This window comes from Desulfoconvexum algidum, from assembly GCF_055382125.1.
The window spans coordinates 4,834,957-4,861,253 of record NZ_AP042394.1; the positions used below are offsets into that span (position 1 = coordinate 4,834,957).

Below are 26,297 nucleotides of genomic sequence, written 5' to 3' on the forward strand. Positions count from 1 at the left end.
ATTTGCCAGGATACCCCAGCACCTGATATTCTCAACTTTTGGCCAATACACCAAGGCCGCATAATTTTATTGACAAACCTCAGATTATCCTTTAAAAAAAGACTTCCATGCCGGAGTGGTGGAATTGGTAGACGCAGAGGACTCAAAATCCTCCGGGCGCAAGCCCTTGCGAGTTCAAGTCTCGCCTCCGGTACCAGCTTTAAAAGAAGGGTTTAGCCGTTTTCGGTTAAACCCTTCTTTATTTGTTTGAGATGTCTTGGTCAACGTTTTGGTCAACACTTTTAAAAAAATTATCTAAATCATTAATGCCTTGCTTCATATCGACTTCGTCTACAGTGTTATATCTATCAAACATTTCTCTGGTAACATGACCAGTTATTTCCATTATCACTGATTCGGCAACACCGGCTTTTCTCATATTTGTATTGAATGTGTGACGAAAAAAAAATCCAAACGTTTGGATTTCTGGCGACATTCTTTTGCAGTCCCTATGCTTGAGAGTTGGTACCGACAAGGTGCAGATTTGGGTGTAAAGTTACCGCTTTTGGCAACTTATAGGGGTCATAAAAACCTCATCAGTACACAATGGTATCAGTATAACCATTGACAGGGCTGGGTCTTTTTGAGATCCGTTCCAGGGGGAAAGAGGGTAACGGCCGGGCGTTCTTCTGCACCATTGTGAAAGGCGAGATACTGATCCTGCATGAGTTTATAAAGAAATCCCAAAAGACGCCCAAGAAAGATCTTGAGATAGCAAGGCAAAGGCTAAAGGAAGTCAAAAATGACTAATCACGATAAGATGATAGAAAAATGGAAGGAAGACCCTGTTTTTGTGGCAGAGTATGATTCCCTTGAGGATGAATTCGTCTTGCTGGATGAATTACTCAGAGCAAGGAAAGAGGCCGGTACGACTCAGGAGGATGTTGCCAAAGCTATGAATACGAAAGCACCGACCGTGGCAAGAATTGAATCAGGGAGCGGGAGCAAACGACATTCTCCATCAGTGGAAACCTTGAAAAAATATTCCAAAGCGGTAGGCTGCCGCTTGAAAATTAATTTAGAGTCAGTTTAATTGGTGCCTTATAATATTAGATGTTTAACCCATCTTTTCGAGGTTGAATCAATAAGTCACATGATTACAGTATTTTAGTTTTTTAAATCCTTTGGTATGGCACTACATTTGTTTATTGTTTTCTTAATCGTTCTGCCAGGATGAGAAGATATATCCAAAACGGAATATATCTTCTGTTGTCTTGGTTCAGGACGGATACTTTTTCTCACATGCACAACATCACCATCTTTGCACTGCATAGAAATTGTGACTCGATTTTGACCTATTAATTGCCTTCTCAATTCAGACCAACTACTGGTAATATCATTTTTCTTTAGCCGATAACGGATTGTATGAACCAAATGATAAGCCAAAACACTTATAAAAAGATGGGCCAGAAAATGATATCCAACGCTTCTCTCTGGGAAAGGGGTTCCATTCGGTCCAGGCGTTTCCAGTTATTGGTATCCACCACAATCAGGGAATCCACAAGCTCAAGGTCCAGCTCTTTCCGGGGGCGTATACGCAGTAAATCCTGATGGATGGCAATGGTGCGGGGTACAAACAGGTGCAGGCCACCATGGAAGCCAGGGCATCAAAATCGGTGTTGGTATGGCTGGTTACAATTCGCATGGTTCCTCCGGGTAATCCATCTTTTTTATTATCCATCCAGTATATACAAAACAAGGGGGTTCAACAAAGAAAAATTGCCCCTTAAAGAAAAGGCCCCATGAGATTTCAAACACTTAATTTGGTCCGACAAGAACACCCGAGAATACCCGCTCACTGAATACAAAAGCCGTTCTCATTATTTCGGATTGAGCATGACATATCGATTTTGACTGCGTTCTGCAGTAACTGTTTAAAATTTTCTGAAAAAAATTTTATCTGTAACCTATCTGTAATCCATCATTTTTTATACTTGCATAGGGAACATCCATGAAAAGGAGGTATGGGATGTGGGCTAAATCATTTTTATCAGTATTAATTCCCAGGAATTTATTGATGGACTGCTTTTGATGTTGACCCGGTTAAAAGACCGGGCAGGGTTTAGGTTCTGCAAAAAAGGGGGGGGGTATGGCCAAAAACCCTAAAACCGTTCATAACCTTTGGCTGTACTTATGAAGGCATGGGCAAAGGTATTTAAAAAAGGAGAAAAAACATGAAAAAAACAACCATTTCAACAAACATGGCAATAATTGCCGTATCTATTATCATGTCCCTGGTATCCATGGCAATGGCAGAAACCACCCCCATTCAGTACAACTGCTCGCACCAGGTATATGATGCCTTTGAAAAATCAGAATTGGAGGCCTTTACCAAAGTTACGGGCATCCCCGTGGACCTGGCCCTTGCATCCTCCTACTCTTGTGCCCACCGGATCATGCAGGATATGACCGATATCGCTGCCACCACACAGGCCCTCCACAAACACCACAAAAACCACGGATTAATTGAAGTCCCCTTCTGCAAAAATCCCCTGGCCATTATTGCCAACAAGTCCCTGACTGTGGAAAACATCACCAGAACTGAGCTTGAGGAAATCTTTTCCGGCGCCATCACCAATTGGAAGGAACTGGGCGGGCCTGATATCCCAATCACGCTTGTAGTTACAGACCGGGATACCAGTGCACATAAGTTTTTCAGCCGCCAAGTCATGCACCACAAAGAAATCGAATATGATTATACAACCTCTCAGCCCTCCCGTGTACTTGAGGCCATTGAATCCCTGCCGGCCGGGGCGGTCTCGTTTTCCTTCCTGGGAGCCCAGATCAGAAACCATTCCATCAAGACACTGACCTTGGACGGGAAAAAACCCAGTGATAAAGAATACCCCCTTTACCAGACCTTCTACCTGGTAACCAAGGGACAGCCAAAGGGATCCATCAAATCCTTTGTGGATTTCATCCAGTCCGATACCGCGCAAGCCATGATCTGGAGCAATGGGATGCTGCCCATTCAGTGAATCCTATTCCCGCACAGGAGGAGGCCTCAGGAAGCCTCCTAAAAGGGGGCTTTTGTTTTAGGAATGCCCCGTTTAAAATGATAGGAAGATGCTTTTTGTCAAGAAAAGTATAAAACCCCGAAATATGCCCCCCGCGGTGGACAGGCACAACATGTTGTGCCTGTCCACTGGCCCGCGCAAAAATAAACTTCCCCCTGAAATTATTAACTTTTTCGAACAAGTCTGCAAAATATGCAGGCGTCAGATCCATTCAGTCCTCTTTTCTATTTCAATTCAATCCTCATCATGCGCAATCTCCCTATCCCCATAATCCCAGGTCATATCTGAACAAAGAACGCCAAACCATTTTTTAAACAGTTTACCTCCCAATCGAAGACTATGTAAGTGGACTCCTTGAGGGAAATGATTGATGGCAAATAAATATCATCTGCCTGTTCAAGCGTTTGTGTGGAAGCCCTTGACGGTGCTCCGGGTAATATATTCCGCCCGGTATGCCGGAGAAAATGCCACGATCAGCCACTGGGGCAAGGCATTAAAGGAAGTGTCCGACGAGATGAATAAAAATTTTCCTGCCTGGGCTGGGTACATATTTCAGATCTATAAATTTTTCGTAAGCTCAAACTGATTTTAGAGTGAGTAGGCCTACATCCGAAATCATGCAGCCAAATCCATTTCCTCGGTCACGCTATATTCCCTTAATAGCATTGGTTTTTCCGTTTTGATATAATACTGTAAACTTGTTTTCATATACATGGGAAAGCCAATACCTGTCAATTTACAGGTAACAAAATTTGAGAGGCCCGATGTCGATAATTTTAAACTAAAAAATGACCGTAGATAATCCCGTGTGCGATTTAGCATTAACCTATTCTTTTTTTTGGGGGGGGGGCTATTTTAGCTGCATATCCCCCTAAAGTGTGCTTTTATTTAGGTCAAAACCAGACCGCCTGCGGAGATGTGGTTCCCATAAATTCAAGCTGGAGATGAGCCTGAAGGGATTTAATCTGCTTTAAGGCTTGCCTTAGTTTCTGCCGTTCAAATATTGAAATATGGTCCAGGTTAATCCAGTTTCTGGGCCGTCCTTCTTGCTCCCCGAATCCTTTTATCTGGGCCCTAAAACGCAATTCTATCATAAATTCATGTATTTTTATTAGGGCATGGTATTTTTGTAAAGTCAGAATTTTTTTTTTATATAATTGGCAAAGCCGGCTATGGGTGGCGGTTTCCCTGACTCCGTGTTTAAGGGCATAGATGCGGACATAATCAACCATTAGCAAATGCGTGGTTTTAAGGTCAATGCAATTTTTATTCGCCCCCTTGGTGTTCACGCGAATCCGGCCAAACAGATCAATGGGAGGGGAAAAATAAACCGCATGTTCAGCCATGTCTCTAAAAAATCCAGGCCAACCGGACAAAGCTTTAAACAGATGAGTTGACAGTTTGTCAGCCAGGCTGCCCTTGCCGTAGACGAACCGCAAGTCAAAAAAAACACAGGCATGGAGGAGATCCTCGGGACAAGGAGTATGGATCCATGAAGAAAAATAATCTTTCCACACAGACAGGGGTTGACACCACCTGGGGTTATTCGCCATGATTCCGCCTTTGCAAAAGTTGTATCCAGCCTTGTCCAGCCAGGAACAGACCCTTTCCCCAAGTTTTAAAAAATAGGATTGAAAAGACACAAGGGATTCCCCCTTTCCCAGATCATTGAACAGAATGGCATTGTCCTGATCGGTTTTCAGGGTCTGTTCGCATCGACCTTCACTGCCCAGGCAGACAAAGGCAAAATCGGTTGGTGCAGGCCCAGTCTCAACCATAGCAAGGGAAATAAATTTTTCCACCACTGCATCGGAAACTGCCGTGATCAAATCTGTGGTCTCAGTTACCGAGGCTCCCACCTCAAGACTATCTCGGATCAAATCCGGCAGCCGGGGGCAGATTCTCATCACCTCTTTGCTTGTCCTCGTTTGATAAATATTGGCAACTATGGTTGCGGCAGTGATCCCGCAGGATTGTCCGACACCATAGGAGGCAACGTCTGGGGGCATCAAAACCGTCCTGAAAATTTGAGCTGCTTCCCATCCCGATTCCCGCCGTGGTTCCGGTACGGAGTGTTCTAATCGGGGCATACACGCTATTACATGGGCTGTTCCGGTTTCCCCTACCGGGGCAACCTCAGCCCAAAAACTTGATTGGTACAAGTTCATTATCTCTGCCAAGCAGAGATGGCCGAATAAACTATCGTGATTAACCACCAGGTTTTCCCACTGCCGGACCACTTCGGAAGAGATCGTTTTTCCACTCCAGCTGATGTCAAGTAAAACTACCTGGCTTTTAATCTTGAGTGTAATAAAAAATTCTGTTTCACCGGTCTTTTTTTTCAGCTGGTTCAGTATAAAACACAATGCATTTTTTAATCCCGGCCCTGAACGAATATAGCCCCCATGATCGCCGTTAATGTTATAGATATAACATATAATTCCCAAATTTTCCCTGCACTGCCGGGCAATATCATATAATAACGAATCCGTGCGAACGGATTCCTGGCCCTCCCTTTTTGGGAACTCGGAATCCGAAAAAAATAAGTTTGTCACTAGGCTTTTTCTCATAAGTGTTCTAATCCCCATACTATCTCTCCTTTACATGAAAGAACGTACCGAACAGATTCGTTTCTATCATGATCTATTGTGGGCAAACCTGGATGAAAAATCAGACCTGCCCATAGCCTTTTAATGGATAAACCTTGGGAAAAATATAGAACATTAAGAATTACAGATAGGTTACAGGGAATTTTTTTATTTTTTTATTTTGTGGGGTACCCGGACATCCGATTGAAGGCCATAAGTCTTTTGTGAAGGGATTCAGATAAGGGCTCCCTTTCAAGGCCGGCCTTGCACAAAGTTTTTGCTTGTTTGAAATCGCACGCATCCCCAAAGAATACCACGCCTGTGGTGACTATGGTCAGAAATGACTGCCTGAGCCGGTCCCGTTGGGCAATAATCGCCGGACTCCATTCCTCAACATCCAGAAACGGCCCCTTATATACTTTCAGGATTTGGCCCATCAATCGCCTCCATGTTTCGGCGCCAGCGTCGTCCGTTCCTGGTTTGACAGTTGTCATGTACCTGAAGGCAAAAGCATCCACCCAGACCAGTTCCTGTTGCAGGGTAATTTGGCCCCCAGACAGGACCAGGAGCTTTGGATGGCCCAACAACTTTCGCAACCGATGCAGGGTAACCGTGAATGACTGATTGGCCTTATCACCGTCCATGTCTGGCCAAAGCTCATCAGAAATAAGGTCCTTAGAAACCGCTCTGCCCCCAAAGGCGATGATGGCCTTGAGCATATCTATCGGCTTTTGCTGGGCTTTTCGGGAAAATGAAACAATATTTCCGTTCCTGTATATTTCAAACCTGCCCAAGGTTTTTATATGAAGCGGGCGGGGCCAAGCTTCAAAATGAATTGCTGGCCCTTGTGGAACCAGTTCTTTGGCTTTGATTATCCACTGTACATATTCGGTTTCGATTCCGTATTCAAGGGCTTTGGCGCAAAGAAAAGCTGTCACTTTTGGAATGTCGCTTCCAACAGGGACATACCGCCTGGTCCTGCCGAGGGCAAGAGCTTCTTCCAGGATTTTTCTGCCTGTTTTTTCGTCATTGGAGTCAAAGCTTATCCAGCTTTTTACCATCAGTGTCATATAATGAAGCAGGCTATCAGGATTCTGGACGATATCAGACAGGCGGGAAAAACTAAACTGGCAGCGACTGGTTTTCCCTATACTGTGGGCGGCCTGAATATCCAGCAAAAGCGTCATCGCTTTTGGCATGTCTTTTCTGACTTTTTCCGACAATTCAAAAGACATGCCCGCAAACACACAAGCGCTGCTATAATCGCCTTTGCACATAAAAAAACGGGCCTTTTGAGCGTAGAAAAGGCTTCTTTCCCATGGCTTCATGTCCATGACCAAAGGCTCCATACTGTCAATTAATACGGCTGCTCTGTCAAGGTTATTGATATCCAGAAAAGCGACAATTTCCAGCCCGAAAATGATAAAACTCATGACCTTTATCCCGGAATTTTTAGATAATTGACGGTATTCTTCAACCAGCGAAATGGCTTCCCGGGGAATACCGTTCATTGACGCCCAATATATTTCCGAATACAACACCAGGCTCATGGATAGTGGAGAGTGCCCCTTCGCCTTTTTGATCATTCTGATTTTTTCAAGAACCCGGGCAGCCTTTTCAAACTCTCCCGATTCAGCCAGGTAATGGTTCAGCAACAGGCACCAAATCGTCATATTGTTGTACAGGGCATCAGGCGCATTCTCAGGGCTAATCCCATTTTCCGCCCAGTATTCGAGTTCCATGTCCCAGGGCCGGCTGGTAAACAGGACCTTGAACATGCAGCCCGCCACCCTTGCCTTGATTGCCTCGTCCGAAAAACGGTTATAAGTGTCCCGAAGAGCGTCAAATGCTTCTATCCAAGGATCAAAATATTCAAAGGTTTTAAATTCCATAACTGCTGCATCTATGACCCAAGCCCATGACAGGAGGGAACCGGCATCGTCTCCGGCGCTCCGGAACAGTTCAAAAGCAGTTTCAAAATATCTGCGGCCTTTTTCGGGTTTCATGAAAACATGGCTGGCACCTTTCCAGAATAACAGCCAGGGATGCTGATTTAACATATGGTCCGGAACCAGGGCCAGAAGGTTCTGAATGACGGCATATCTACCCTGAAAAAAAAGCCCATATGCGTTGGCGCAGATCAACCGGATGACTGAATCAAAGTCTTGAATCTGGGCATATCCTTTTGTAGCCGATTCGTATTCGCCACTGCTTTCCAAAAAGTTGGCAGCCGTTTCAATTAAACGGTCCATCACTTCTGGGGAATAATACTCTCTGGCACGTGACAAAAGAAAGGACCGGAACAAGGGATGGTATTGGTAGGCAACTTTGGGCCGGTAAATCCGGGTAATAAAATACTGGCTACGGGTAAGTTTTGAAAAAAGGGTGGGGACAGCCGAATTCCCAGTAATGGCCTTAGCTGAATCAATATCCATCCAGGGGAATAATGCGGTTTTAAACAGAAATTCCTTGAACTCCTGATCCACTCTGCTCAGGATCTCATCGGCAAAATAATCAAATATATCTTCAAGAGATTCATCGGAGCCCACATATTCAGGAAGCGGACAAACTTTGGCAGTTTCCAGCATCAATGTCACTCCAGCTGCCCAGCCGTTGGTTTTGGTATAGATATCACTTATCACTGATTCCTGAAGTTTTTCCTCTGTCCGGAAAGATGCAATATCGTGTATTTCCTCCCATGTCAGTTTCAGGTCTTCCCAGGCGATGCGGGCAATTAAATTTTTGGCCGTAAGATCGATATAACCGCCCCAGGGGTCTGTGCGACTTAAAACAAGGATGTTGATACCCTTGGGCACTCTTGAAATACCCAGTTTGATTAATGTATGGAAAAGTGCACTAGTACCGGCGTCTTGAAAATTATCAAAGACCAGAACCGCCGGCGCCTTAAGTTTTGAATACAGGGTTTCAAAATACCTGATACTGAACACTTCAATGTCGAATCCATAGTCAGGAGTAAAAAGGGGCAATTGTTTCCTGCTTTTAGGCACCGCTTTCCGGGCCGCCATTCCGAGATAGTAAAAATAGGTAGCAGGATCAGCATCACCGGGATCCATTTGATACCACAGGCATGTTTTGCCTTTCATCACTGAACTTATATAGCTTACCGCCAAGCATGTTTTTCCGGCCCCCGCCGGGCCGCTGATCCATACCACGGGCAAGGCCAAGGCTTCATTCAGTTTGTTATACAACCCGTGCCTATCTATAACCTTTCCTATATACGGCAATGTCACCTTACCTATAGTTCCCTGTTGTTTAGGCATATATTTGTTTCTCTTGATGATTTTGTTATGATTGGAAATTAAAAATTTGGATATCAGAAAAATACCAGATCAGAAAAATCACTTTAGGACATTCCAATTTTTCAGCAGAAAAAAACAGAGGATACGATTGGCATGAACATACCATTTACGGTATTGTTTGTAAACAAAACTTAAACTGATAAGAACTTGCTTTTTGTCAAGAAATATATAAGAAAAATTGTAAGCTCAAACTGACTTCAGAGTGAGTAGGCTTACATCCGAAATCATGCAGCTAAATCCATTTCCTCGGCCGCGCTATATTCCCTTAATAGCATTGGTTTTCCTGTTTTGATATAATTCTGTAAACTTTTTTTCATGTACATGGGAAAGCCAAGACCTCTCAATTTACAGATAACAAAAATCGATAGCAAAACCGCGTAGGCTTCTGCCCCTTTGGGAAATGCTTGCAGATAATCCCGTGTGCGAGTTAAGGGCATTGACATCATCCCAATTATAGAATAACATAATTCCAAAATCATTACTCGAAGGAGAATGTGATAAATATGAATTCAATTATTGACCAAATTTCTCAGATCAAAAAAGGGTTGACGATAGCTGAAATGTCAGCGCTTACTTCCAATCTTGATATCACAGAAAAACATTTAGCCAAAGTTGTTGGTCTTTCAATAAGCACCCTTGCAATCCGAAAAAAAGCCGGTAGATTAAAACCGATTGAATCCGAACGGATCATGCGTGTCGATAGAATTTTCCGGAGAGCTATGGAGGTGTTCGATCAGAATGAAGCCATAGCAAAACGTTGGATAAAATCGCCGGCAAAAGCACTTGGGGGGATTGCCCCAATTGACTTCACTGAAACGGATATCGGCGCAAGAGAAGTGGAAAATCTGCTTGGCCGTATTGAATATGGGGTCTATTCTTAATGAGTATTGTCTGTTGGCGAATGGTGCCTCAAAACAGAGAGTTGCAAACATTCTCCGGAGAAGGTGCAAAATTATTTGGTGGTAGATGGAACAGTGTCGGAACTTCTGTTGTGTATACTTCTGAAAGCATCGCTTTGGCAACCCTGGAACTTTATGTTCATCTTGATAGAGATGTCAACCTGAAAAAATACAGCGTTTTCCCTGTGGAATTCCCAGCCGAATTCGTTAAAGAGTTAGCGTCTTTACCGGAAGGTTGGAATCACGACCCAATTTCACCATCCTCAATGGAAGCGGGTGACCTTTGGGCAAGAGAGAACTCTGCGCCAGTTCTTAAAGTCCCAAGTGTAATTGTCCCTTCAGAATACAACTACATCCTCAATCCTCATCACCCGGATTTCCAAAATATTAAATTGTCATCATATTCTCCCTGACACGGGCTCACCGATAAAAAAAACACGCCAAATAGGACACCCCTAAGTCAACAGAACCTCTGGCAACTGCCTGAAAAAAAATTGTATCACCCTTGTCTTTCAATCTAAAAGCTGCCTTGACTTTAACTATTCATTCATGCATAATCATACTTCATGATAACTAAATTACATCCCATATAGTATGACTATAAATTACTTTGCAGTAAGAATATTAAGTCCTGAAAAATATCAAGGAGAGTCGCCATGTCCAAAGCGATGGAAAATTATTTGCATAAACGAAAGATAATTGTCAATTCCGCCAAGACCCTTTTTCTTGGGAAAGGATTTACAGCTACCAGCATGGACAAGGTCGCCCAGAAAACGGGAATAACAAAGCAAACCATTTACCGATATTTTCCTTCAAAAATGGATTTGTTCAAAGCAACCCTGGAAGCTGCTATCGGCAGTGATAAGCGAGACTATGTTTTTGGCGATAGGGACATTAAGATCGAACTTTTTGATTTTGGCAAAGTTTTTCTACAATTTCACATGAAGAAGGAACGATTAAATATTATTCGTTTGATTGTTGCAGAGGGGCGTAAAGACAAAGAACTTTCGCGAATTTTCTATGAAACCCGACAAAAAATTCATGGCTTTGAAATATTTATTTCTTATCTTCAAAAACAGATACCTCAAACCAATGATACAAAATTTCTGGCCAATCTCTTTTTTGAAATGTTATTGAGCATTCGCATGCCGATTCTCCTTGGCATACAGGGCATTCCGTCAGAAGATGAGATGGTTTTACACGTAAACAAGGTTGTCGATTTTTTTCTGGCCGGCTGTAAATTCTCCCCCAGGGACAAATAGTTTAATTATTTTTTTTACCCTCACTGCAAAAAACACACTGGTTTCATTATAGTTTTCAACTGCTTTAGTCCTGTTGGTTTTCTGCTGTCAAAAAGCAACTTGACAGCATACCTCTTGGTAACTATTGTTCATACTATATAGTATGAATGACTGGAGAACACATGGCATGTTTATCTGAACCATATTTTCAAAATACTGGAGGTTGATTTGAAAGATCAATACCATCGTACGATAAATTATCTGCGCATTTCGATCACGGATCGCTGTAATCTGCGCTGTATCTACTGCATGCCGGAATCTGGAGTTTCCTTCATGCCTCATAGTGAAATTTTGACCTATGAGCAAATGATCCGACTCGTTAAATTATGTGTCGGGCAGGGAATCCGAAAGGTCCGCGTGACGGGGGGTGAACCCCTGGTTCGAAAAGGAGTGGTGAGCTTTTTAAAAAACCTGTGTGACATTCAGGGTCTTGAGGAAGTCACTTTGACAACCAACGGTGTACTCCTGCGAGAGTTAGCACAAGACCTGGGTCAATGCGGGATCAGCCGAATCAACGTCAGTATGGATACACTTAAGCCTGAACGTTTTAAACGCATTACCCGGAGGGATCTGTTTACCCAGGTCTGGGAAGGTATTGAGGCGGCGGTATCCGCGGGGCTGCATCCCATCAAAATAAATGTGGTGGCGATGAAGGGGGTCAACGATGATGAGGTTTTAGATTTTGCTCGCCTGACCCAGAACAAACCTTACCATATTCGTTTTATCGAGCTGATGCCAGGGGCTGAAACCAATTCCTGGGAATCACAGGCGTTCCTGTCAAGCAAAGAGATATTGGATCAGATCTCCACCCTCGGGCCGATTCAGCGCGTGAGTTCCAGCGCCTTGGATGGCCCTTCCCAACGCTATATTTTGGAAGGAGCCCAGGGAGAAATCGGTGTGATTGGCGCGATGAGTCATCATTTTTGTGGGACCTGCAACCGATTGCGTCTCACTGCGGACGGTCATTTACGCGGCTGCCTGTTTTCAGATCGGGAAACCGATTTAAAAACCGCGTTACGGCAAGGTCAGGACGACCATCAGTTAACAGAACTTATCCAAAAAACGATTTTAGAAAAACCCAAGGACCATGGGATGGGCCCCACCAACAGGCGTAAATGCACCCGCACAATGAACGGTATCGGAGGATGAGCACTTCCTTTCGTATAGGAGTAGATATTGGATCGACAACTGCTAAACTGGCTCTGATAGATTCAATGGGAAGAATTAAACATGCTGATTATTGTCGTCATAAAGGCGATATCATCGGCACATTGTTATCAATGTTAGACAGCTTGCAGAAGATTGTAGGGAATATAGACCTGACCCCGGCCTTTACCGGTTCTGCTGGAATGGGGTTAGCCGAGCGTACCGGCACCTTTTTTGTGCAGGAAGTGGTGGCAGCTTCAAAGGCAGTCCAGGCGCAATACCCAGATTGCAAAATGCTTATCGACATCGGTGGTGAAGACAGCAAAATGATCTTTTTTGATCATAACAATCGTCCGGATATACGCATGAATGGTAATTGTGCCGGTGGTACAGGAGCGTTTATTGACCAGATGGCCAGCCTGATGAACATCTCCACCGCAAAATTGGATCTGCTGGCACAAAAGGCAAGTCGTATTCACACCATCGCCTCCCGCTGTGGCGTCTTTGCCAAAACGGATATTCAAAACCTCATGAACACCGGCGTCTCAAAAACTGAGATAGCCGCTTCTATTTTTCAAGCGGTGGCCATTCAGGCGGTCAACTCACTGGCCAGAGGGCACGAAATCAAAGGCCCGGCGGTATGGGTCGGCGGCCCGCTGCATTACTATCGATCATTGAGAAATTCTTTTTTAAAAGTTCTGGCCCTGACCCAAGAGGAGTCGATCCTGCCGGAAGCGTCAAGGGTTTATCCTGCGTATGGTGCCGCCCTGACCCTTGATTTGAGCAACGCCAGGACACAACCACTAAAAGAATTCTACCATATTTTACAACAGACAGCGTCCCATGTGAAATTAACCGCCCAGCACGAAAAGCTGTTCAAAGATAAAAAAGAGCTGGAAATATGGAACCAGGGCAACGCAGGACACCAAACCCCCAAGGCTCCTCTGCATACCGCTGCGGGGAAAAATATTTTTTTGGGTATTGATGCCGGTTCCACTACCACCAAAATTGTTGCCGTAAACGAATCGGATGAAATTTTGTTTCAGCACTATCAAAACAACCAGGGCAATCCGATCAAAAGTGTGGGTCAGGGGTTAAAAAAGCTAAAACAAAAGCTCGATGCGCTGGAAATCCCGGTAAAACTAAAACAAAGCGTCGTCACCGGATATGGCGAAGAACTGATCCGGGCAGCCTTTGAAGTGGATCAGGGCATGGTGGAAACACTGGCCCATTACCATGCCGCAAAAAAATTTGACCCACAGGTCTCTTTTATCCTTGATATCGGAGGCCAGGATATGAAAGCCATAACGGTTCAGGATGGCATGATTAAGGATATCAAAATAAATGAAGCCTGTTCATCCGGGTGTGGTTCGTTTATCGAGACCTTTGCTGATTCTTTAGGGTACTCTGCTGCTAAGTTCGGTGATTTGGCATGCACGGCAAAGTACCCGGTGGATTTGGGCAGCCGGTGCACGGTGTTTATGAACTCCAGCGTAAAACAGGCATTACGCCAGGGCAATGATGTTGCCGATGTGGCGGCCGGACTGTCATATTCAGTCATCCAGAACTGTCTGCACAAGGTGCTGAGAATATCCGACGCCACTGATTTGGGGGATAGAATTGTCGTGCAGGGCGGCACATTTAAAAACCCGGCTGTGTTAAGGGCCATGGAAAAATTGCTGGGAGTGACAGTAATTCGGCCTGATATTGCTGAGTACATGGGTGCCTACGGGGCGGCAATTACCGCCCGGAAAAATGCCCGGAATCTAACAGATACAACACTGGGGGAGCCCCCCTTGTTTCATCATCTGACAACCAGTGACGAGGTAAAAGAAAAATGCATCACTTGCAAGGGATGCACCAATAACTGCCAGGTGAGAATTTTACAATTTCCCAATGGTCGAAAGTATTATACCGGTAACCGCTGTGAACGCATTTTTACCAACAAAGATACGGTCGTCAGGCCGGGTGACAACCTTTTTGAAGAAAAACGCAAGCTGTTGCTGAACACACCGAAATCTTCGGTTAAAGCAGGGGCCATGACCATTGGTATCCCCATGGCCCTGAATTTTTACGAAAATTACCCGTTCTGGGTCACATTTTTCAACGAAATCGGTTTCAATGTTGTCCGATCTTCCCTGGGTGACAACGATATCCTTACCCATAGTGCAACCACCATCATGTCAGATAATATCTGCTATCCTGCAAAACTTATGCATGCCCATATCCTCGACCTTATTTCGCGCAAGGTAGACCGCATCTTTTATCCCCGGGTGGTTTTTGAAAATACACAATTCAAGGATTCGGCCAACCATTTCAACTGCCCGGTGGTGACCGGTTATCCGGATGTCATCAACAGCGCCATCAATCCCGGGAATCAGGGGATTCCCATGGATAGCCCCCCTATCAACTTTCATGATAAGACCCTGTTGAAAAAGGCGTGTATAGATTATGCCCGCCGTTTCAATGTTTCTCGAACAAGAGCCCGCCGGGCCCTTGTCAAGGCCCAAAAAGCCATGATTCATTTCAGGGAAGCCATACAGACGGCAGGCAGGCAGACCATTGAAAAAGCCAGAACTGATAAAAATTTTTTGATCGTGCTTGCAGGACGTCCCTACCATATTGATACCGCAATCAATCATGATATTCCTGATATGATCAGCCGCATGGGGATTCACGTGCTGACCGAAGATGCCTTGCCGCTGGACACCATCGATTTACCAGAAACCCTGGAAGTTGCCGATCAATGGGAATATTCCAACCGCCTTTACCGTGCAGCGCACTGGGCAGGTCGCGAACCCCGTGCTGCGTTTTTGCAGTTCAACTCATTTGGCTGTGGACCGGATGCAGTGGTGATTGACGAAGTAAAGGCGATTCTTAAGACCTATGGACAGATTCCTACCGTCTTGAAAATTGATGAGATTGCCAGTATTGGTTCAGCAAAGCTGCGAGTCCGATCCCTGGTTGAATCCCGGATAGAAAGTTCAAAGCCAAAACCAGTTGGCAATCGGACCAAACTCCCGGTTTTCAAGAAAGAAGATCGGCGCCGCAAGATCCTGGTGCCGGATTTTTCACCCTTCTATACACTTTTCGCACAATCGGCTTTTATCCCCATGGGCTATCAGGTGGAGATCCTGCCGCCCCCGGATAAAGAATCTGTCCGTATGGGACTTAAATACGTGAATAACGATATGTGTTATCCGGCCATCGTGACCATCGGGGATATCATCAAAGCCATAAAAAGCGGTCAATACAATTTAGAAGAAACAGCCCTAGCCCTGACCGAAACAGGTGGACAATGCCGGGCTACCAACTATGTGTCCCTTTTGAAAAAAGCGTTGCTCCATGCGGGATACGATAATATCCCTGTTGTATCCATATCTTTCAACAAACACAGCGCAAACGACCAGCCGGGTTTTTCCTTAAACAGACCCAAGGTGATCAGTTTGATGTTTTCAGGATTATTGGTGGTAGACCAACTCATCCGTATGTACCACGTCACGGCTGTCAGAGAGGTGGTAAAGGGAGAGTCCCTGATGGTGCTCAAGAAACATCTCGACACTACACGCCGTCATATCGGCAAATGGGCTGTTAAACGAGGGGATGATCTTTTAAAAAATGCCGTTTGTGATTTCAACAGGATCAAAACCCATAGGGGTGAATACCCAAAAGCTGGTATTGTGGGCGAAATCTTCGTAAAATACAATCCGTTCAGCAACTCAAATATTGTCAACCAGCTTATGAATGAAGGCATTCAGGTGACCATGCCGTTGTTGATTACTTTTTTCATGCAAACATTTGTTAACATTCCGTTCAATCATGCCCATCATATCGAGAGATCAAATCTTCTGGATCGTATGGGGCTGTCCTTTGTGCAACGACTGGTCGATATTAAGATTGGGCAAACCAATAAAATAATGTCAAATTTCAAATTTGATTTAGACCCGATTCAGTCGGCAAAAGAACTATCACAAAAAGCTAAAAGTGTAATTAACCTCGCCAATCAGGCCGGAGAAGGCTGGTTGTTGCCCGGTGAGGTTGTGACAATGGCAGACTCGGGTATACAAAATATCATCTGTCTTCAGCCATTCGGATGTATTGCCAATCATGTCGTAGGCAAAGGTATCTCAAAGAAACTGGCAAGCCTTTACCCTGATCTGAACTACCTCGCCCTCGACATGGATGCCGGCAATAGTGATGCCAACATACAGAATCGATTGGCTTTTTTCATACACATAACCAAGGAGCTTGTTACGAATGCCTCGTCAACAAAACACACCCCCATGAAACCTATTGGTATTAAACAGGCAACGAAACATATCCACAATGCCGCATAGGCAATATTGATATGTGACCCATGCAAAGAGACTATCAAGATTCGGAACAATTACTCTTTAATACTGCCAGCATTATTAAGCGTCTCTTTTAATGCATCAGTTACTTTATTAACTTGATTTACTGTATCCTTGGCTTTCTGGACAGTCTCCATTTTTTGGACACCATCAACTTCAGAATTCATATTCTTCATTACCAATCCGCCCACAATAAGAAGAACAATCAGCATTATAATAAGAAAAGCACCTTTCATTTAAACCTCCTTTTATTCTATGGATTCTATCGTTACATAATAAAATAGACCTTTTTCTGCTGGAAAGAAAGAGTTCGTTGATCACACGAAAGCTGATTATTCAAAATAACTTTACAGGTATTGGAAATATTGATAGTCCATTCTTGACTCAAATTTTTAATTTATCCCGTTGGACATTGTTCCAACTTGCAAGCCAAACAGACCTGTATAATTATGCACCATTGGAGAGCAAAAATGATAGAGAATTATCACTTCAGGGCTTTAGAAAATATGTATGCGGCCGCTCCGATAAATAAAATATATAAACCCACTTTGACTGTTTCAAAGGGGGCGGCTGAAATTAAGATAGAGTTGTCTGAACAATACCACCACTCCGGTGGCGCCGTGCATGGCTCTGTTTACTTCAAAATGTTAGATGATGCCGCTTTTTTTGCTGCAAATTCTTATGAGACCGAAGTATTTGTACTCACAACCTCTTTCACAATTTATCTTACAAGACCTGTTTCAGAAGGAAGCCTAAGGGCAGTCGGAAAAGTTGTTAATAAAAACAAATCCCAATTTATTGCTGAATCAATCGTCTATGATTCAACCGGCAACGAATTAGGCAGGGGAAATGGCGTGTTTGTTCGCAGCAAAATGCCACTTAGCCAAGCAAAAGGTTACGGTGCATGAACATATTTAAAAATAAAATCATGATGACGATTGTTCTTTCTGTGTCAGCAAGCATCATGCCCCAGCTTTTTTTCAAAAATGGCTTTTTACTCGCATATTTTTTAAAACTGGGATTAAAAAGCTCCGATGTATTAATTTTATTGTCGTTGCCTTCTGGTATTATGTTTTGCCTATCGGTTCCATTTGCTTATTATGCAGACCGATACGGTAAGAAAAGAATAGGGATATCAGGAATTATCCTGACGATCGCGGGTTTTTCTTTTATCACATTGGCCGGATTTTTTGATACACCGCTATCGATAAAATTTATTGTCTGCGGAATTCTCTTGTTCAGCATTGGTATATCTGCACTCTTATCAGGGTGGTTTGCCCTTTTAAGCCCCTTGATTCCCGAAGCAATACGAGGATCTTTCTTCGGAACCTTACGGGTTTCCTGGCAAATTTTTGCAATTGGCTGTTCCTTTGTCCTCACCTTTATTTTGGAAAGGAATACATCCCTTGGAACCTATCAGATTATTTTGACCTTTTTCACCTGCCTTCTCATTCTTCAAATATTTCTCTATTCAAAAATTCCGGAAAAAGAAAAAAACAGGTCCGGAAAAAAGTCTATCTTATCAATAGTTGCCGGCATCCCGGAAGTGCCGGGGTTCATGCCATTTTGTGCATATTGTTTTTTATTAATGCTTGCCACAGGCACCTGGCCCGTCACCATGGGATTGCTTGAAAAGAATGTATTGAATTTTTCCGATGACACCATTGTCCAAATGGGAACCATGCTTTTCCTGGGATCCATGGTCGGGTTTTATACCGGTGGAAAAATGGTGGATAAATTCGGGACAAAAATGGTCTTCCTTGTGGTTCATTTTTCATATTTTCTATTTTTATTTCTGGTTATATTGAGGGGAGTGGTTCCCATCCCCCCGGTATACTATTTCAGCTTTCTCACCTTTGGTCTCGGGTTGATTCAGGCATCCTCCTCCATTGCCCTTACATCTGAAATGGTGGCACTTGCTCCTGAAAAGAATAAATCTGTAATCATCTCTCTTTGTATGTCCCTGCAATGGGGAGGAGCTGCTATTTCAGGTGTGATCAGCGGCAAACTCATTGAGTACGGCATTTTAAGCAAAACCTGGATCTTTAAGGGATTATTCTTGAGCAACTACGACAGCTTGATCCTGTTCAACTCTGTCATGGTTTTTGTCTTTATCGTCACGCTGGGGCTTATCCCATCCGTTATCAAAACCAAAGATGTCCAGTGGGTCCCCAACGCGCCAAAAACCTTATGATTTTTTTTAAAAAAATCATACTGGCAATCAATGATCATTGCACTCCTTTTTCATGGTTTCTTTGAAATGGTTTCGTCAATCACCTCTTCAGCTGTTTTTGCCACATCTTCTGCTTTTACCTTCGCTTTAACAGCGTGGCGAACTGCTTTCTTGGCATCGGCTTCTGCCGTGTCCAGTTTTTTCTTCAGTTCTTTGTGTTTTTCCAATGGAATTGATCCCGAGACACCATCCTCGAGCCGGGTGAGTTTGAGATTCAGTGCCGCCAAAGTTTCCCGGGCATTGTCAGCATGTTTTTCCGCTTTTACAGCTTTTTTCTTTGCCGTCTCCAGAGCGTCGGTGGCAGCCGCTATCAAGGCAGCCGGACCCTCTTCAGGTTCGGAATCCAGATCAATATCTTGGGCAGCAAGCACCAGAGCACAAACGGGCAGTCGGGGTAAGGAAAGATCAAATGATTTGCCCGTGGCATCGGTCAATTGGTTTGCCTTGAGGATGAAGGGCAAAAAGACCATGGCAGCATCTTGGGAAGTCTCCACAACAATTTTTGGGTCAAACGAAGAAACGACAACGGCCTTGGCTTCAATGCGCACATCTTCAAGAATCTGACCCAAGGCCTCTTTCTCAATCTCAACGTTGGAACCGGTACCCTGTGTCAGAACACGGATGGTGGCGCCACTCCACGGTTTTGTCCGCTTCATCAAATAGGCGAAGAGCAGCATCAGGCGGCTTGTGGCATCGTTTTTCCACCAGACATCTATATGACGGCCCTCAACAGGCGTCTGGCCGAGACGATCCCAGGTATCGGCACCCGTCCACAGCACCACCAGGTTAAGACCGAAACGAAACACCGTTCTTAACTGTTGCGCATAGTGATATTGGTTACGACTGGGAATGGAATCACCGGGATAGCTGAACCAGTTAAGGACAATGGTATTGGGTGTTATAGGGCCGAACCCAGCCCCCTGGATCAGGATGCCCAGCGCATCGGTAAATTCCGGAGCGCATACGGTGAGCGGATAAATTGACAATTGCCTGTCAGCAATGAAACCGGTCAGTTCTTTTAGGATGTCATTGCATTTTTTTCTGGCAACTGCGCCTTCTCCCTCAAAAACGTGAAGGGCCGTGGCAAATCCGGCGCCCCCTTCAATCCATGAAGAAAAAGAAAGCAGTGCTTCGCGCTTGTTCTCCCCATGATCAAAAATCAAAAGACGGGGCCGCCAATCCCGATCATGGGGCGGATACTTTTTTGCCTCCAGCAGGTGGTTTCTCACCTGCTGGATATGATAGGCACGGGAGCTGTCCGACCATCGAGCAGGTCCGGCAGTGCGTTTGAGGTATTGATGGATGGCAAACAACACGGCAATGGCGGCAGCCGAGCTTCTAACATCAATGGCCAGCATGACACCGGCACAGATCAAACATCCGACCAGGCTTAAGGAGGGTGAAAACCATTTAAATCGGGGCCTGAACGACGGACTGGCAGCACGGGCTTCAAAAAATGTGGCATAATTCAGCAAGCCGTAAGAGATCAGAAAAAACATGGAAACCACACGGGCCACCAGGTTCAATTGACCCAGGGCAATCACGGCAAAGGCAATGGCAGCCGACAGCAAAATGCCCCGTCTTGGATTGTTGGAAAGGCCATGGCCCTTGGCAAAGGGATTCAGGAAGGAAAAGACACGGTCGGCCGACAGGGACTGGAGAATCCGGGGGGCTCCTAAAAATGACGCCATGGCCGATGACAGGGTGGCGGCAATTACACCGGCATCAATGAGGAACCCATACTTGGCAACAGATTTCATGGCACCATAATTGGCAGCAAGGTCAGCATTGGGCATGGCTGCCGAGAAAACCAGGGCGGTGGCAAAATAGACGAGAAGTGAAATCCCCACGGCAAGAAAGGTCCCCAGGGGCAGGCTTTTGCCCGGGTCTGCCAGATCCCCGGACATGCTCACGCCCTGGGTGAAACCCGTAACTGCGGGGAAAAAAATGGCAAAGAGAACCCAAAACGGAACCTGGTTTTCGCCATTGAACCAGTTGGATTTTAGCAATGCTGAATCCCAGTGGACAAACCCGCCCCAGAAAAATGAAATCAATGCGGCAATCATCAGGGCCATGACAACAAATTGAAACTTGCTCGCCCAGTCCGCACCCAGCCAGGCAAAAATAAAAAGAAAGGAAACCGCACCAAAGGCGATCAGCCGGGTGGTCATGGCCGTCGGATCTGTGAAGAAAACCGACGCGGCTTCGGCAAACCCGATGCAGTAAAAGGCGATGGAAACCGATTGTGCCAAAAACAATACCAGGCCGATGGAACCGCCAAAGTCCATCCCCAGGGTCCGGGAGATCAGGTAATAATCCCCTCCGCCCTTGACCTTGAGGTTAGTTGCCACTGCCGACAGGCTGATGCTGGTCAGAATCGAAATCGTATTGGCAAGGGCAATAATAACAAGGGCCTGACCCAGGCCGGCGCTGCCCACCACATACCCCAGCCGCAAAAATAAAATAATGCCCAGGATGGTAAGGACGCTGGGAGTGAAAACACCGGCAAAGGTACCCAGCTTACCCGACCCTTTATCCCCATCAATACTTGCCATATCTTTTTATTCTCTCCATTGAAATTTCGATTCGGCAAAATAGCGGCAGGTCATCACCGAAGGCTTGCTTGGGAGCAATGCCAATTAAAACCACAAATCAACCCCAGGGCTTTTTTCGCCCGATGAATCCTTTAATCCGTACCAATATTTAAAATTTATGTAAAGAAATATCAATACCATTGGGAAACAACCTGTTCTATTGGATCACGCTTTCTACTTGTTTTCCACGCGGCTTTTTAATATGTCTGTGACCATTGTTTTGTTTTTTTTGATGAAACTTAAATTTTACCCCAGGAGTAAGCCCAATGAGAATTGAACAGCCAGGCGTTGTAAATGACCGAATAACCCTGCTAGGGCGAAATGAGTCCTGTGTGTATCTGGTGGATGGCAAGGATGAATATGCCATCCTCGGGGGCGGCATGACCTATATTGTTCCGGATGTGATGGCCCAGATCAAGGCCGCCAATATTGAAGTTGAAAAGATCCGCCGATTGGTCCTCCACCATTCCCATTTTGACCATGTGGGCATTGCCCCTTTTTTAAAACAGCAGTGGCCCTGGATAAAGGTAACCGCCTCTGTCCGGGCCAAGGAACTCCTCGCACGGGAGGATGTGGTGGCCGGCATTGTTGGGTTCAATCAGATGATGCTGCCCAAAAAAGATCAACAGGGTCCTCTTCGTGAAAGCCTTGATATCAAAACCATTGAAGTTGATGAAACCGTCGTCCAGGGAGATGTTCTTTCCTGCGGTGATCTTGATTTTGAGATCATTGATGTTCCCGGGCACTCTTCTTGCTCCATGGCCATTTATATCCCTGGGGAAAAGGTGCTTTCCGCATCTGATTCTGCGGGCATCCTTTTTGGGGACAGGGTGTTTGCTGCGGCCAACTCCAATTTTGATCTTTACCAGGAGAGCCTGAAAAAAATGGCCAAATACGAGGTGGCCATTCATCTTTTCGAACACTATGGGGCCCTGACACAGCCTGCCGGCAACAAATTCATAAAACAATCCATGGCAGATGCCGTGATAATGAGACAGATGATTGAAAAAATCTATGACAGCACCCGGGACGAACAAAAAACGGTTGAAGCGCTGCTAACAGCTGTCTCAACCACTGCTTCGGGCTATTTTCTGCCCAAAAAAATCATGGCCGTGGTTCTGGGGCAGATGACACGGTTCATTGCAAAACAGCATGCAGCTAAAAAGTCAGGATTTACTCCCAGCCCTTGACATCTGCTTCAGGCGCTTTTAAATTATGCTTTTAGATATTACCCTATAAACTGGAGAAACCATGTTAAAAATCGGAGAAAAAGGGGCCATCCCCCAGAAGGATAATGAAACCTATGCCATTGCACCCCATATCCCCTGCGGAATTGTCACCCCGGACCTGCTGAGGAAAATTGCAGATGTGTCTGAACGTTATAATGCCCAAGCCATCAAACTCACCGGCGCTACCCGCATTGCCATTGTAGGCCTGAAAGAAGAAGATATTGACCGGGTTTGGGAAGATCTGGGAATGGACCATGGAGCAGCCGTCGGCATGTGTGTCAGGAGCATCAGAACCTGCCCCGGCAATACCTTTTGCAAACTGGGAAAACAGGATGCCATTGGGGTCGGCATGAAACTGGATAAACGCTACCATGCCCTTGAACTGCCGAGCAAATTTAAAATGGCGGTGTCCGGATGCAAACTGAGCTGTTCTGAATCCTGGGTGAGAGATGTCGGCCTCATCGGCTTTCCCGAGGGCTGGACCCTCACCATCGGTGGGAACGTGGGCATGCTGCCCAGGATCGGCAAAGAACTTACCACAGGCCTTGATGATGACCAGGCCATGGCGGCGGTGGACAAGGTTGTCCAGTATTATATCGCCAATGCTAAAAGAGGCGAGCGGTTGGGTAAAATGATTGAGCGAACCGGACTTGAACCCTTTAAGGAAGCCCTCTAACCATTATAACCCATTGTAAATAGAGGGTTCCATGAAAGCCCACACGATTCCCCAGGGAAAATCCCCCAGGGAAATCACTCCCCGTCCCAGGGAAACATGACCCCGGGACAGGGAACCATGGTCAGACAGCTGGGGTTTCCTTTAATAATGATTTTTTTTCTCTATTCTGATATTAAGGTTAGGGAATATGGAATCGCCATGAAAAACAACAATCACCCCCAGACAAAGAGAAGTGTATGTATAAAGAGATCACCCGGATTATCCCCCACAGACACCCCATGGTAATGATTGACGGATACAAACGAATCAACGATGATTCAGCCCTATCTGAAAAAACATTCCTTGCCAATGACTATGGGTGCGACAACGGAACCGTGCTTGACAGCATTCTCATTGAATGCCTAGCCCAGACGGTGGCAGCCCACTATGGATATAAGACATTGCAGAAAAAAAATGAAAAACCCTCAATGGGCATGCTGGTCAGCGTGGATGCATTTCATTTTTTCCATCCGGTTCCCGAGAATACACGAATTTCTATATTCATTAAAAAAACAGATCAGATCGGACCCTTTAAAATAATGAACGGGGAAATTAAGATCAACGAAAAACTTATGGCCAATGGCCAGATCAAAATTTATAACCCTGAGAATGAGCCCGGCTAAACACTGTTTATGCGTACAAGCTTTCGATTGAGGAAAAAGACATCCATGATTCTACCGATAAAAAAATATTTATTTTTGATTCTGCTCATTGTTGTGCCCATGGTTCTTGGCAGCATGGGAACAGGACTTGCCCAGAACCTTGATCCCATCCCCCCGGACCGGTTGACCCGGATACTTGTGGATGCCGAAAAAAATTTTACAGCCGTAAAAACCATGAAAACCCTGTTAACCCAGGAAAAAAATATCTCCATTTTTTCTGAAACTATTATTTCAAAAGGATTCTGTCTTTTCAAACGGCCCGACAAATTACGCCTTGAATTCACAGACCCCTTTAAATCCTCCCTCATGGTCAATGGTAGAAAGGTGTATAAATACGAATATTTTAACGGCACCTGGAAAAAAATCAATCCCGGCAACAAGGAGATCCTGGGCATGATCATGAACCATATTACGGCATGGATGAGTGGCAGGTTCAACGACAGCAACCTGTATGAGATATCCGGCTTTTCCAGGCCCGGGATTACCATTCTGCTGACCCCGAAAAGCGATGAATTTAAAAAATTTATACACTCCTTTGAACTAGGATTAAACAAGGAGTTAAACGGACTTGATTATATTATCATCCATGAGACAGGAAAAGACTTTACAAAAATACGGTTCCACCATGATCGGCTCAACGAAAAAGTGGCGGACAATCTATTTAACGGCAACCTGGATACCCCCCATCCGGTTGAACCATGGTAAACCAGACATGGTAGCTAAAAAATGATAGCCCCCCCAAAAAAAAGATTGACCCCTGGAGCGAAACAAAAGCTTTCCATGGCCCTGTTGACACTGTTAATTATTTTGGCAGGCTGCAGCCCCAAACCTAAAATATCAGAAACCGCCCTGGCTAAAATCCAGAATCCCGAACTTATCGCAGAACTCAACCAGGCTGTTTGTCATCTATACCCAAACCAATTTAAGGCAGTGCACCATGTTGCCCTCACCCTTTTGGGAAAAACCTATGTATTGAACGGTTATCTCACGGTGAACAGACGGCAAAAACAGCTTCATTTAATCGCCCAGAATGATATGGGCGGTACGCTTTTTGAAATTCATACAAAAGGGGAAAAAACCCGTATCCAGTCAAACACAAAATATTTAAAAACTAGCTGGCTTGAAAAATCCGTGGTAAAAGATCTTGAAACTTTATATTTATCCCCCCCCCTGTCATCTCCAAAATTATACATGGACCAGGACAATACGCTTTTACTCTCGAAAAACCAGGGGGGAATCTCCAGAAAATATCTTTTTAAAAAAGAACCACAGCAAGATAGCGATCCCGTGCAGAACAACTATAAATTGACCGGATACAGGCGCCTCAAAAACGACAAAATAGTTTATACCATTGGCTATATCTATGATAGAAAAAATACCAAAAAATATCCGTCATTTATCGCCATTGAAAACCAGACCCTCAATTATCAGCTGAAAATAAACAGCCAATATTTCTTTAACGCCACAAGAACATCAGGCACCAAGGATTAACCAGCATATTACCCTTAGAAAAGAAGACCAAGATCATGAACCTGACCACTGATTTAAAAAATTCACTCGTTGCCTGCTCCGGCATTCAGAATCAACAGATCACAGCCCAATTTTGTTTTCCCGGTGATTTGGATCTTTTTACCGGCCATTTTCCAGGAAACCCGATTCTACCGGGGATTGTCCAGATTGAAATGGTGAAGGTTGCTGTGGAGCTGGCACATGGCACTCTTTTTTGGATCCGATCAATCAAAAAAACAAAATTTGCACGCCTGATACATCCCGACATTCCCATTCACCTGTCAATCCGGTTAACCCCTTCCGATGAGTCACTTTCAGTTACGGCCACACTTAAAACAGAGGGTCAGATAGCCGGGAAAATAAATTTAATTTTACAAAAAAAATAGTACCGGAGCAGTGATAAATTTTAAATTATTGTTTCTCCCTTAGCAGCTCGTCAATAATTTTGTATATATCTTCCAGGGTTCTGATGGATCTGGCGTCATCCTCTTCGATTCTAACCCCCAGTTCCTTATCAACCATAACGATGAGATCAACCGCATCCAAGCTGTCCAGGCCGATATCCTCATAAAGCAATGCCCCGGGTTTTAACAGGGCTGAATCAATTTCAAATTCTTCTTCCAACACCTTATTTACAATCTTAATAATTCTGTCCATCGAAAAAACGACTCTCCTTGTCCCGATTAAAGGGAC

The 26,297-nt window shown here is 44.8% G+C and carries 24 protein-coding genes and 1 tRNA gene; 18 read left to right on the forward strand and 7 right to left on the reverse strand.

All coding sequences use genetic code 11. The features are described 5' to 3' along the window. Positions 1-109 precede the first annotated feature (109 nt). Positions 110-196, forward strand: a tRNA-Leu gene (locus ACZ45G_RS21965). A gap of 42 nt (positions 197-238) precedes the next feature. On the opposite strand, the gene ACZ45G_RS21970 is transcribed toward ACZ45G_RS21965, so the two are convergent. Then, positions 239-475 carry a hypothetical protein gene (locus ACZ45G_RS21970; protein ID WP_464172650.1) on the reverse strand — a complete coding sequence of 79 codons (237 nt, stop codon included), beginning with the start codon at positions 473-475 and terminating at the stop codon, positions 239-241. 128 nt (positions 476-603) lie between these two features. Here ACZ45G_RS21970 and ACZ45G_RS21975 point away from each other — a divergent pair, with 128 nt between their 5' ends. Together ACZ45G_RS21975 and ACZ45G_RS21980 are read left to right on the forward strand one after the other, a co-directional pair. Then, positions 604-789 (forward strand): type II toxin-antitoxin system RelE/ParE family toxin, encoded by a 186-nt coding sequence (locus ACZ45G_RS21975; protein WP_464172651.1) that lies wholly within the window; start codon positions 604-606, stop codon positions 787-789. After that, positions 782-1,072 carry a helix-turn-helix domain-containing protein gene (locus ACZ45G_RS21980; protein WP_464172652.1) on the forward strand — a complete coding sequence of 97 codons (291 nt, stop codon included), beginning with the start codon at positions 782-784 and terminating at the stop codon, positions 1,070-1,072. The genes ACZ45G_RS21975 and ACZ45G_RS21980 overlap by 8 nt, the downstream gene beginning before the upstream one ends. Positions 1,073-1,528: 456 nt before the next feature. On the opposite strand, the gene ACZ45G_RS21985 is transcribed toward ACZ45G_RS21980, so the two are convergent. Further along, a complete protein-coding gene (locus tag ACZ45G_RS21985) occupies positions 1,529-1,684 on the reverse strand; it encodes a hypothetical protein (protein ID WP_464172653.1) in 156 nt (51 codons plus the stop codon). A gap of 529 nt (positions 1,685-2,213) precedes the next feature. On the opposite strand from ACZ45G_RS21985, the gene ACZ45G_RS21990 reads away from it, so the two are divergent. Beyond that, on the forward strand, positions 2,214-3,017 hold the full coding sequence (locus ACZ45G_RS21990) for a substrate-binding domain-containing protein (RefSeq protein WP_464172654.1): 804 nt from the start codon (positions 2,214-2,216) through the stop codon (positions 3,015-3,017). Positions 3,018-3,426: 409 nt separating this feature from the next. After that, complete coding sequence (locus tag ACZ45G_RS21995) at positions 3,427-3,642, forward strand: hypothetical protein (RefSeq protein WP_464172655.1); 216 nt, start codon at positions 3,427-3,429, stop codon at positions 3,640-3,642. Between the two features lie 307 nt (positions 3,643-3,949). On the opposite strand, the gene ACZ45G_RS22000 is transcribed toward ACZ45G_RS21995, so the two are convergent. Next, a complete protein-coding gene (locus ACZ45G_RS22000) occupies positions 3,950-5,644 on the reverse strand; it encodes a DUF294 nucleotidyltransferase-like domain-containing protein (protein ID WP_464172656.1) in 1,695 nt (564 codons plus the stop codon). 176 nt (positions 5,645-5,820) lie between these two features. After that, the gene (locus ACZ45G_RS22005) at positions 5,821-8,925 is read right to left on the reverse strand and encodes a hypothetical protein (protein WP_464172657.1); all 3,105 of its coding nucleotides are present in this window, start codon (positions 8,923-8,925) and stop codon (positions 5,821-5,823) included. Between the two features lie 542 nt (positions 8,926-9,467). Between ACZ45G_RS22005 and parS the strand changes: the two genes are divergently transcribed. The 5 genes from parS to ACZ45G_RS22030 all read left to right on the forward strand — a co-directional run bounded on the left by parS (position 9,468) and on the right by ACZ45G_RS22030 (position 16,647). Then, complete coding sequence (gene parS, locus ACZ45G_RS22010; RefSeq protein ID WP_464172658.1) at positions 9,468-9,845, forward strand: type II RES/Xre toxin-antitoxin system antitoxin; 378 nt, start codon at positions 9,468-9,470, stop codon at positions 9,843-9,845. Then, positions 9,845-10,276 carry an RES family NAD+ phosphorylase gene (locus tag ACZ45G_RS22015; protein ID WP_464172659.1) on the forward strand — a complete coding sequence of 144 codons (432 nt, stop codon included), beginning with the start codon at positions 9,845-9,847 and terminating at the stop codon, positions 10,274-10,276. Before parS ends, ACZ45G_RS22015 begins: the two co-directional genes overlap by 1 nt. 243 nt (positions 10,277-10,519) lie before the next feature. Further along, complete coding sequence (locus ACZ45G_RS22020) at positions 10,520-11,125, forward strand: TetR/AcrR family transcriptional regulator (protein ID WP_464172660.1); 606 nt, start codon at positions 10,520-10,522, stop codon at positions 11,123-11,125. A gap of 207 nt (positions 11,126-11,332) precedes the next feature. Continuing rightward, positions 11,333-12,313, forward strand: a complete 981-nt coding sequence (gene moaA / locus ACZ45G_RS22025; RefSeq protein ID WP_464172661.1) for a GTP 3',8-cyclase MoaA — start codon at positions 11,333-11,335, stop codon at positions 12,311-12,313. Continuing rightward, positions 12,310-16,647 carry an acyl-CoA dehydratase activase-related protein gene (locus tag ACZ45G_RS22030; protein WP_464172662.1) on the forward strand — a complete coding sequence of 1,446 codons (4,338 nt, stop codon included), beginning with the start codon at positions 12,310-12,312 and terminating at the stop codon, positions 16,645-16,647. Before moaA ends, ACZ45G_RS22030 begins: the two co-directional genes overlap by 4 nt. Before the next feature lie 50 nt (positions 16,648-16,697). Here the strand turns inward: ACZ45G_RS22030 and ACZ45G_RS22035 are convergent, their stop codons facing one another. After that, on the reverse strand, positions 16,698-16,898 hold the full coding sequence (locus tag ACZ45G_RS22035; protein WP_464172663.1) for a hypothetical protein: 201 nt from the start codon (positions 16,896-16,898) through the stop codon (positions 16,698-16,700). A 234-nt stretch (positions 16,899-17,132) separates the two neighbouring features. Here ACZ45G_RS22035 and ACZ45G_RS22040 point away from each other — a divergent pair, with 234 nt between their 5' ends. Further along, positions 17,133-17,570 carry a PaaI family thioesterase gene (locus ACZ45G_RS22040; protein WP_464172664.1) on the forward strand — a complete coding sequence of 146 codons (438 nt, stop codon included), beginning with the start codon at positions 17,133-17,135 and terminating at the stop codon, positions 17,568-17,570. Continuing rightward, positions 17,567-18,856 carry an MFS transporter gene (locus ACZ45G_RS22045; protein ID WP_464172665.1) on the forward strand — a complete coding sequence of 430 codons (1,290 nt, stop codon included), beginning with the start codon at positions 17,567-17,569 and terminating at the stop codon, positions 18,854-18,856. The genes ACZ45G_RS22040 and ACZ45G_RS22045 overlap by 4 nt, the downstream gene beginning before the upstream one ends. Before the next feature lie 50 nt (positions 18,857-18,906). Here ACZ45G_RS22045 and ACZ45G_RS22050 read toward each other — a convergent pair whose 3' ends face one another. Then, complete coding sequence (locus tag ACZ45G_RS22050) at positions 18,907-21,450, reverse strand: amino acid permease (RefSeq protein ID WP_464172666.1); 2,544 nt, start codon at positions 21,448-21,450, stop codon at positions 18,907-18,909. Positions 21,451-21,755: 305 nt separating this feature from the next. Between ACZ45G_RS22050 and ACZ45G_RS22055 the strand changes: the two genes are divergently transcribed. From ACZ45G_RS22055 to ACZ45G_RS22080, 6 genes are all read left to right on the forward strand, one after another. Continuing rightward, positions 21,756-22,679 (forward strand): MBL fold metallo-hydrolase, encoded by a 924-nt coding sequence (locus ACZ45G_RS22055; RefSeq protein ID WP_464172667.1) that lies wholly within the window; start codon positions 21,756-21,758, stop codon positions 22,677-22,679. A 61-nt stretch (positions 22,680-22,740) separates the two neighbouring features. Further along, complete coding sequence (locus tag ACZ45G_RS22060) at positions 22,741-23,394, forward strand: NAD(P)/FAD-dependent oxidoreductase (RefSeq protein WP_464172668.1); 654 nt, start codon at positions 22,741-22,743, stop codon at positions 23,392-23,394. Between the two features lie 236 nt (positions 23,395-23,630). Next, the gene (locus tag ACZ45G_RS22065) at positions 23,631-24,056 is read left to right on the forward strand and encodes a hotdog family protein (RefSeq protein WP_464172669.1); all 426 of its coding nucleotides are present in this window, start codon (positions 23,631-23,633) and stop codon (positions 24,054-24,056) included. A 45-nt stretch (positions 24,057-24,101) separates the two neighbouring features. After that, positions 24,102-24,800, forward strand: a complete 699-nt coding sequence (locus tag ACZ45G_RS22070) for a LolA family protein (protein WP_464172670.1) — start codon at positions 24,102-24,104, stop codon at positions 24,798-24,800. Positions 24,801-24,821: 21 nt separating this feature from the next. Continuing rightward, positions 24,822-25,586, forward strand: coding sequence for a hypothetical protein (locus tag ACZ45G_RS22075; protein ID WP_464172671.1), 765 nt, complete (start codon positions 24,822-24,824; stop codon positions 25,584-25,586). A 35-nt stretch (positions 25,587-25,621) separates the two neighbouring features. Beyond that, the gene (locus ACZ45G_RS22080; protein ID WP_464172672.1) at positions 25,622-25,990 is read left to right on the forward strand and encodes an ApeI family dehydratase; all 369 of its coding nucleotides are present in this window, start codon (positions 25,622-25,624) and stop codon (positions 25,988-25,990) included. A gap of 25 nt (positions 25,991-26,015) precedes the next feature. On the opposite strand, the gene ACZ45G_RS22085 is transcribed toward ACZ45G_RS22080, so the two are convergent. Further along, positions 26,016-26,261 (reverse strand): acyl carrier protein, encoded by a 246-nt coding sequence (locus tag ACZ45G_RS22085; RefSeq protein ID WP_464172673.1) that lies wholly within the window; start codon positions 26,259-26,261, stop codon positions 26,016-26,018. Between the last annotated feature and the right edge of the window lie 36 nt (positions 26,262-26,297).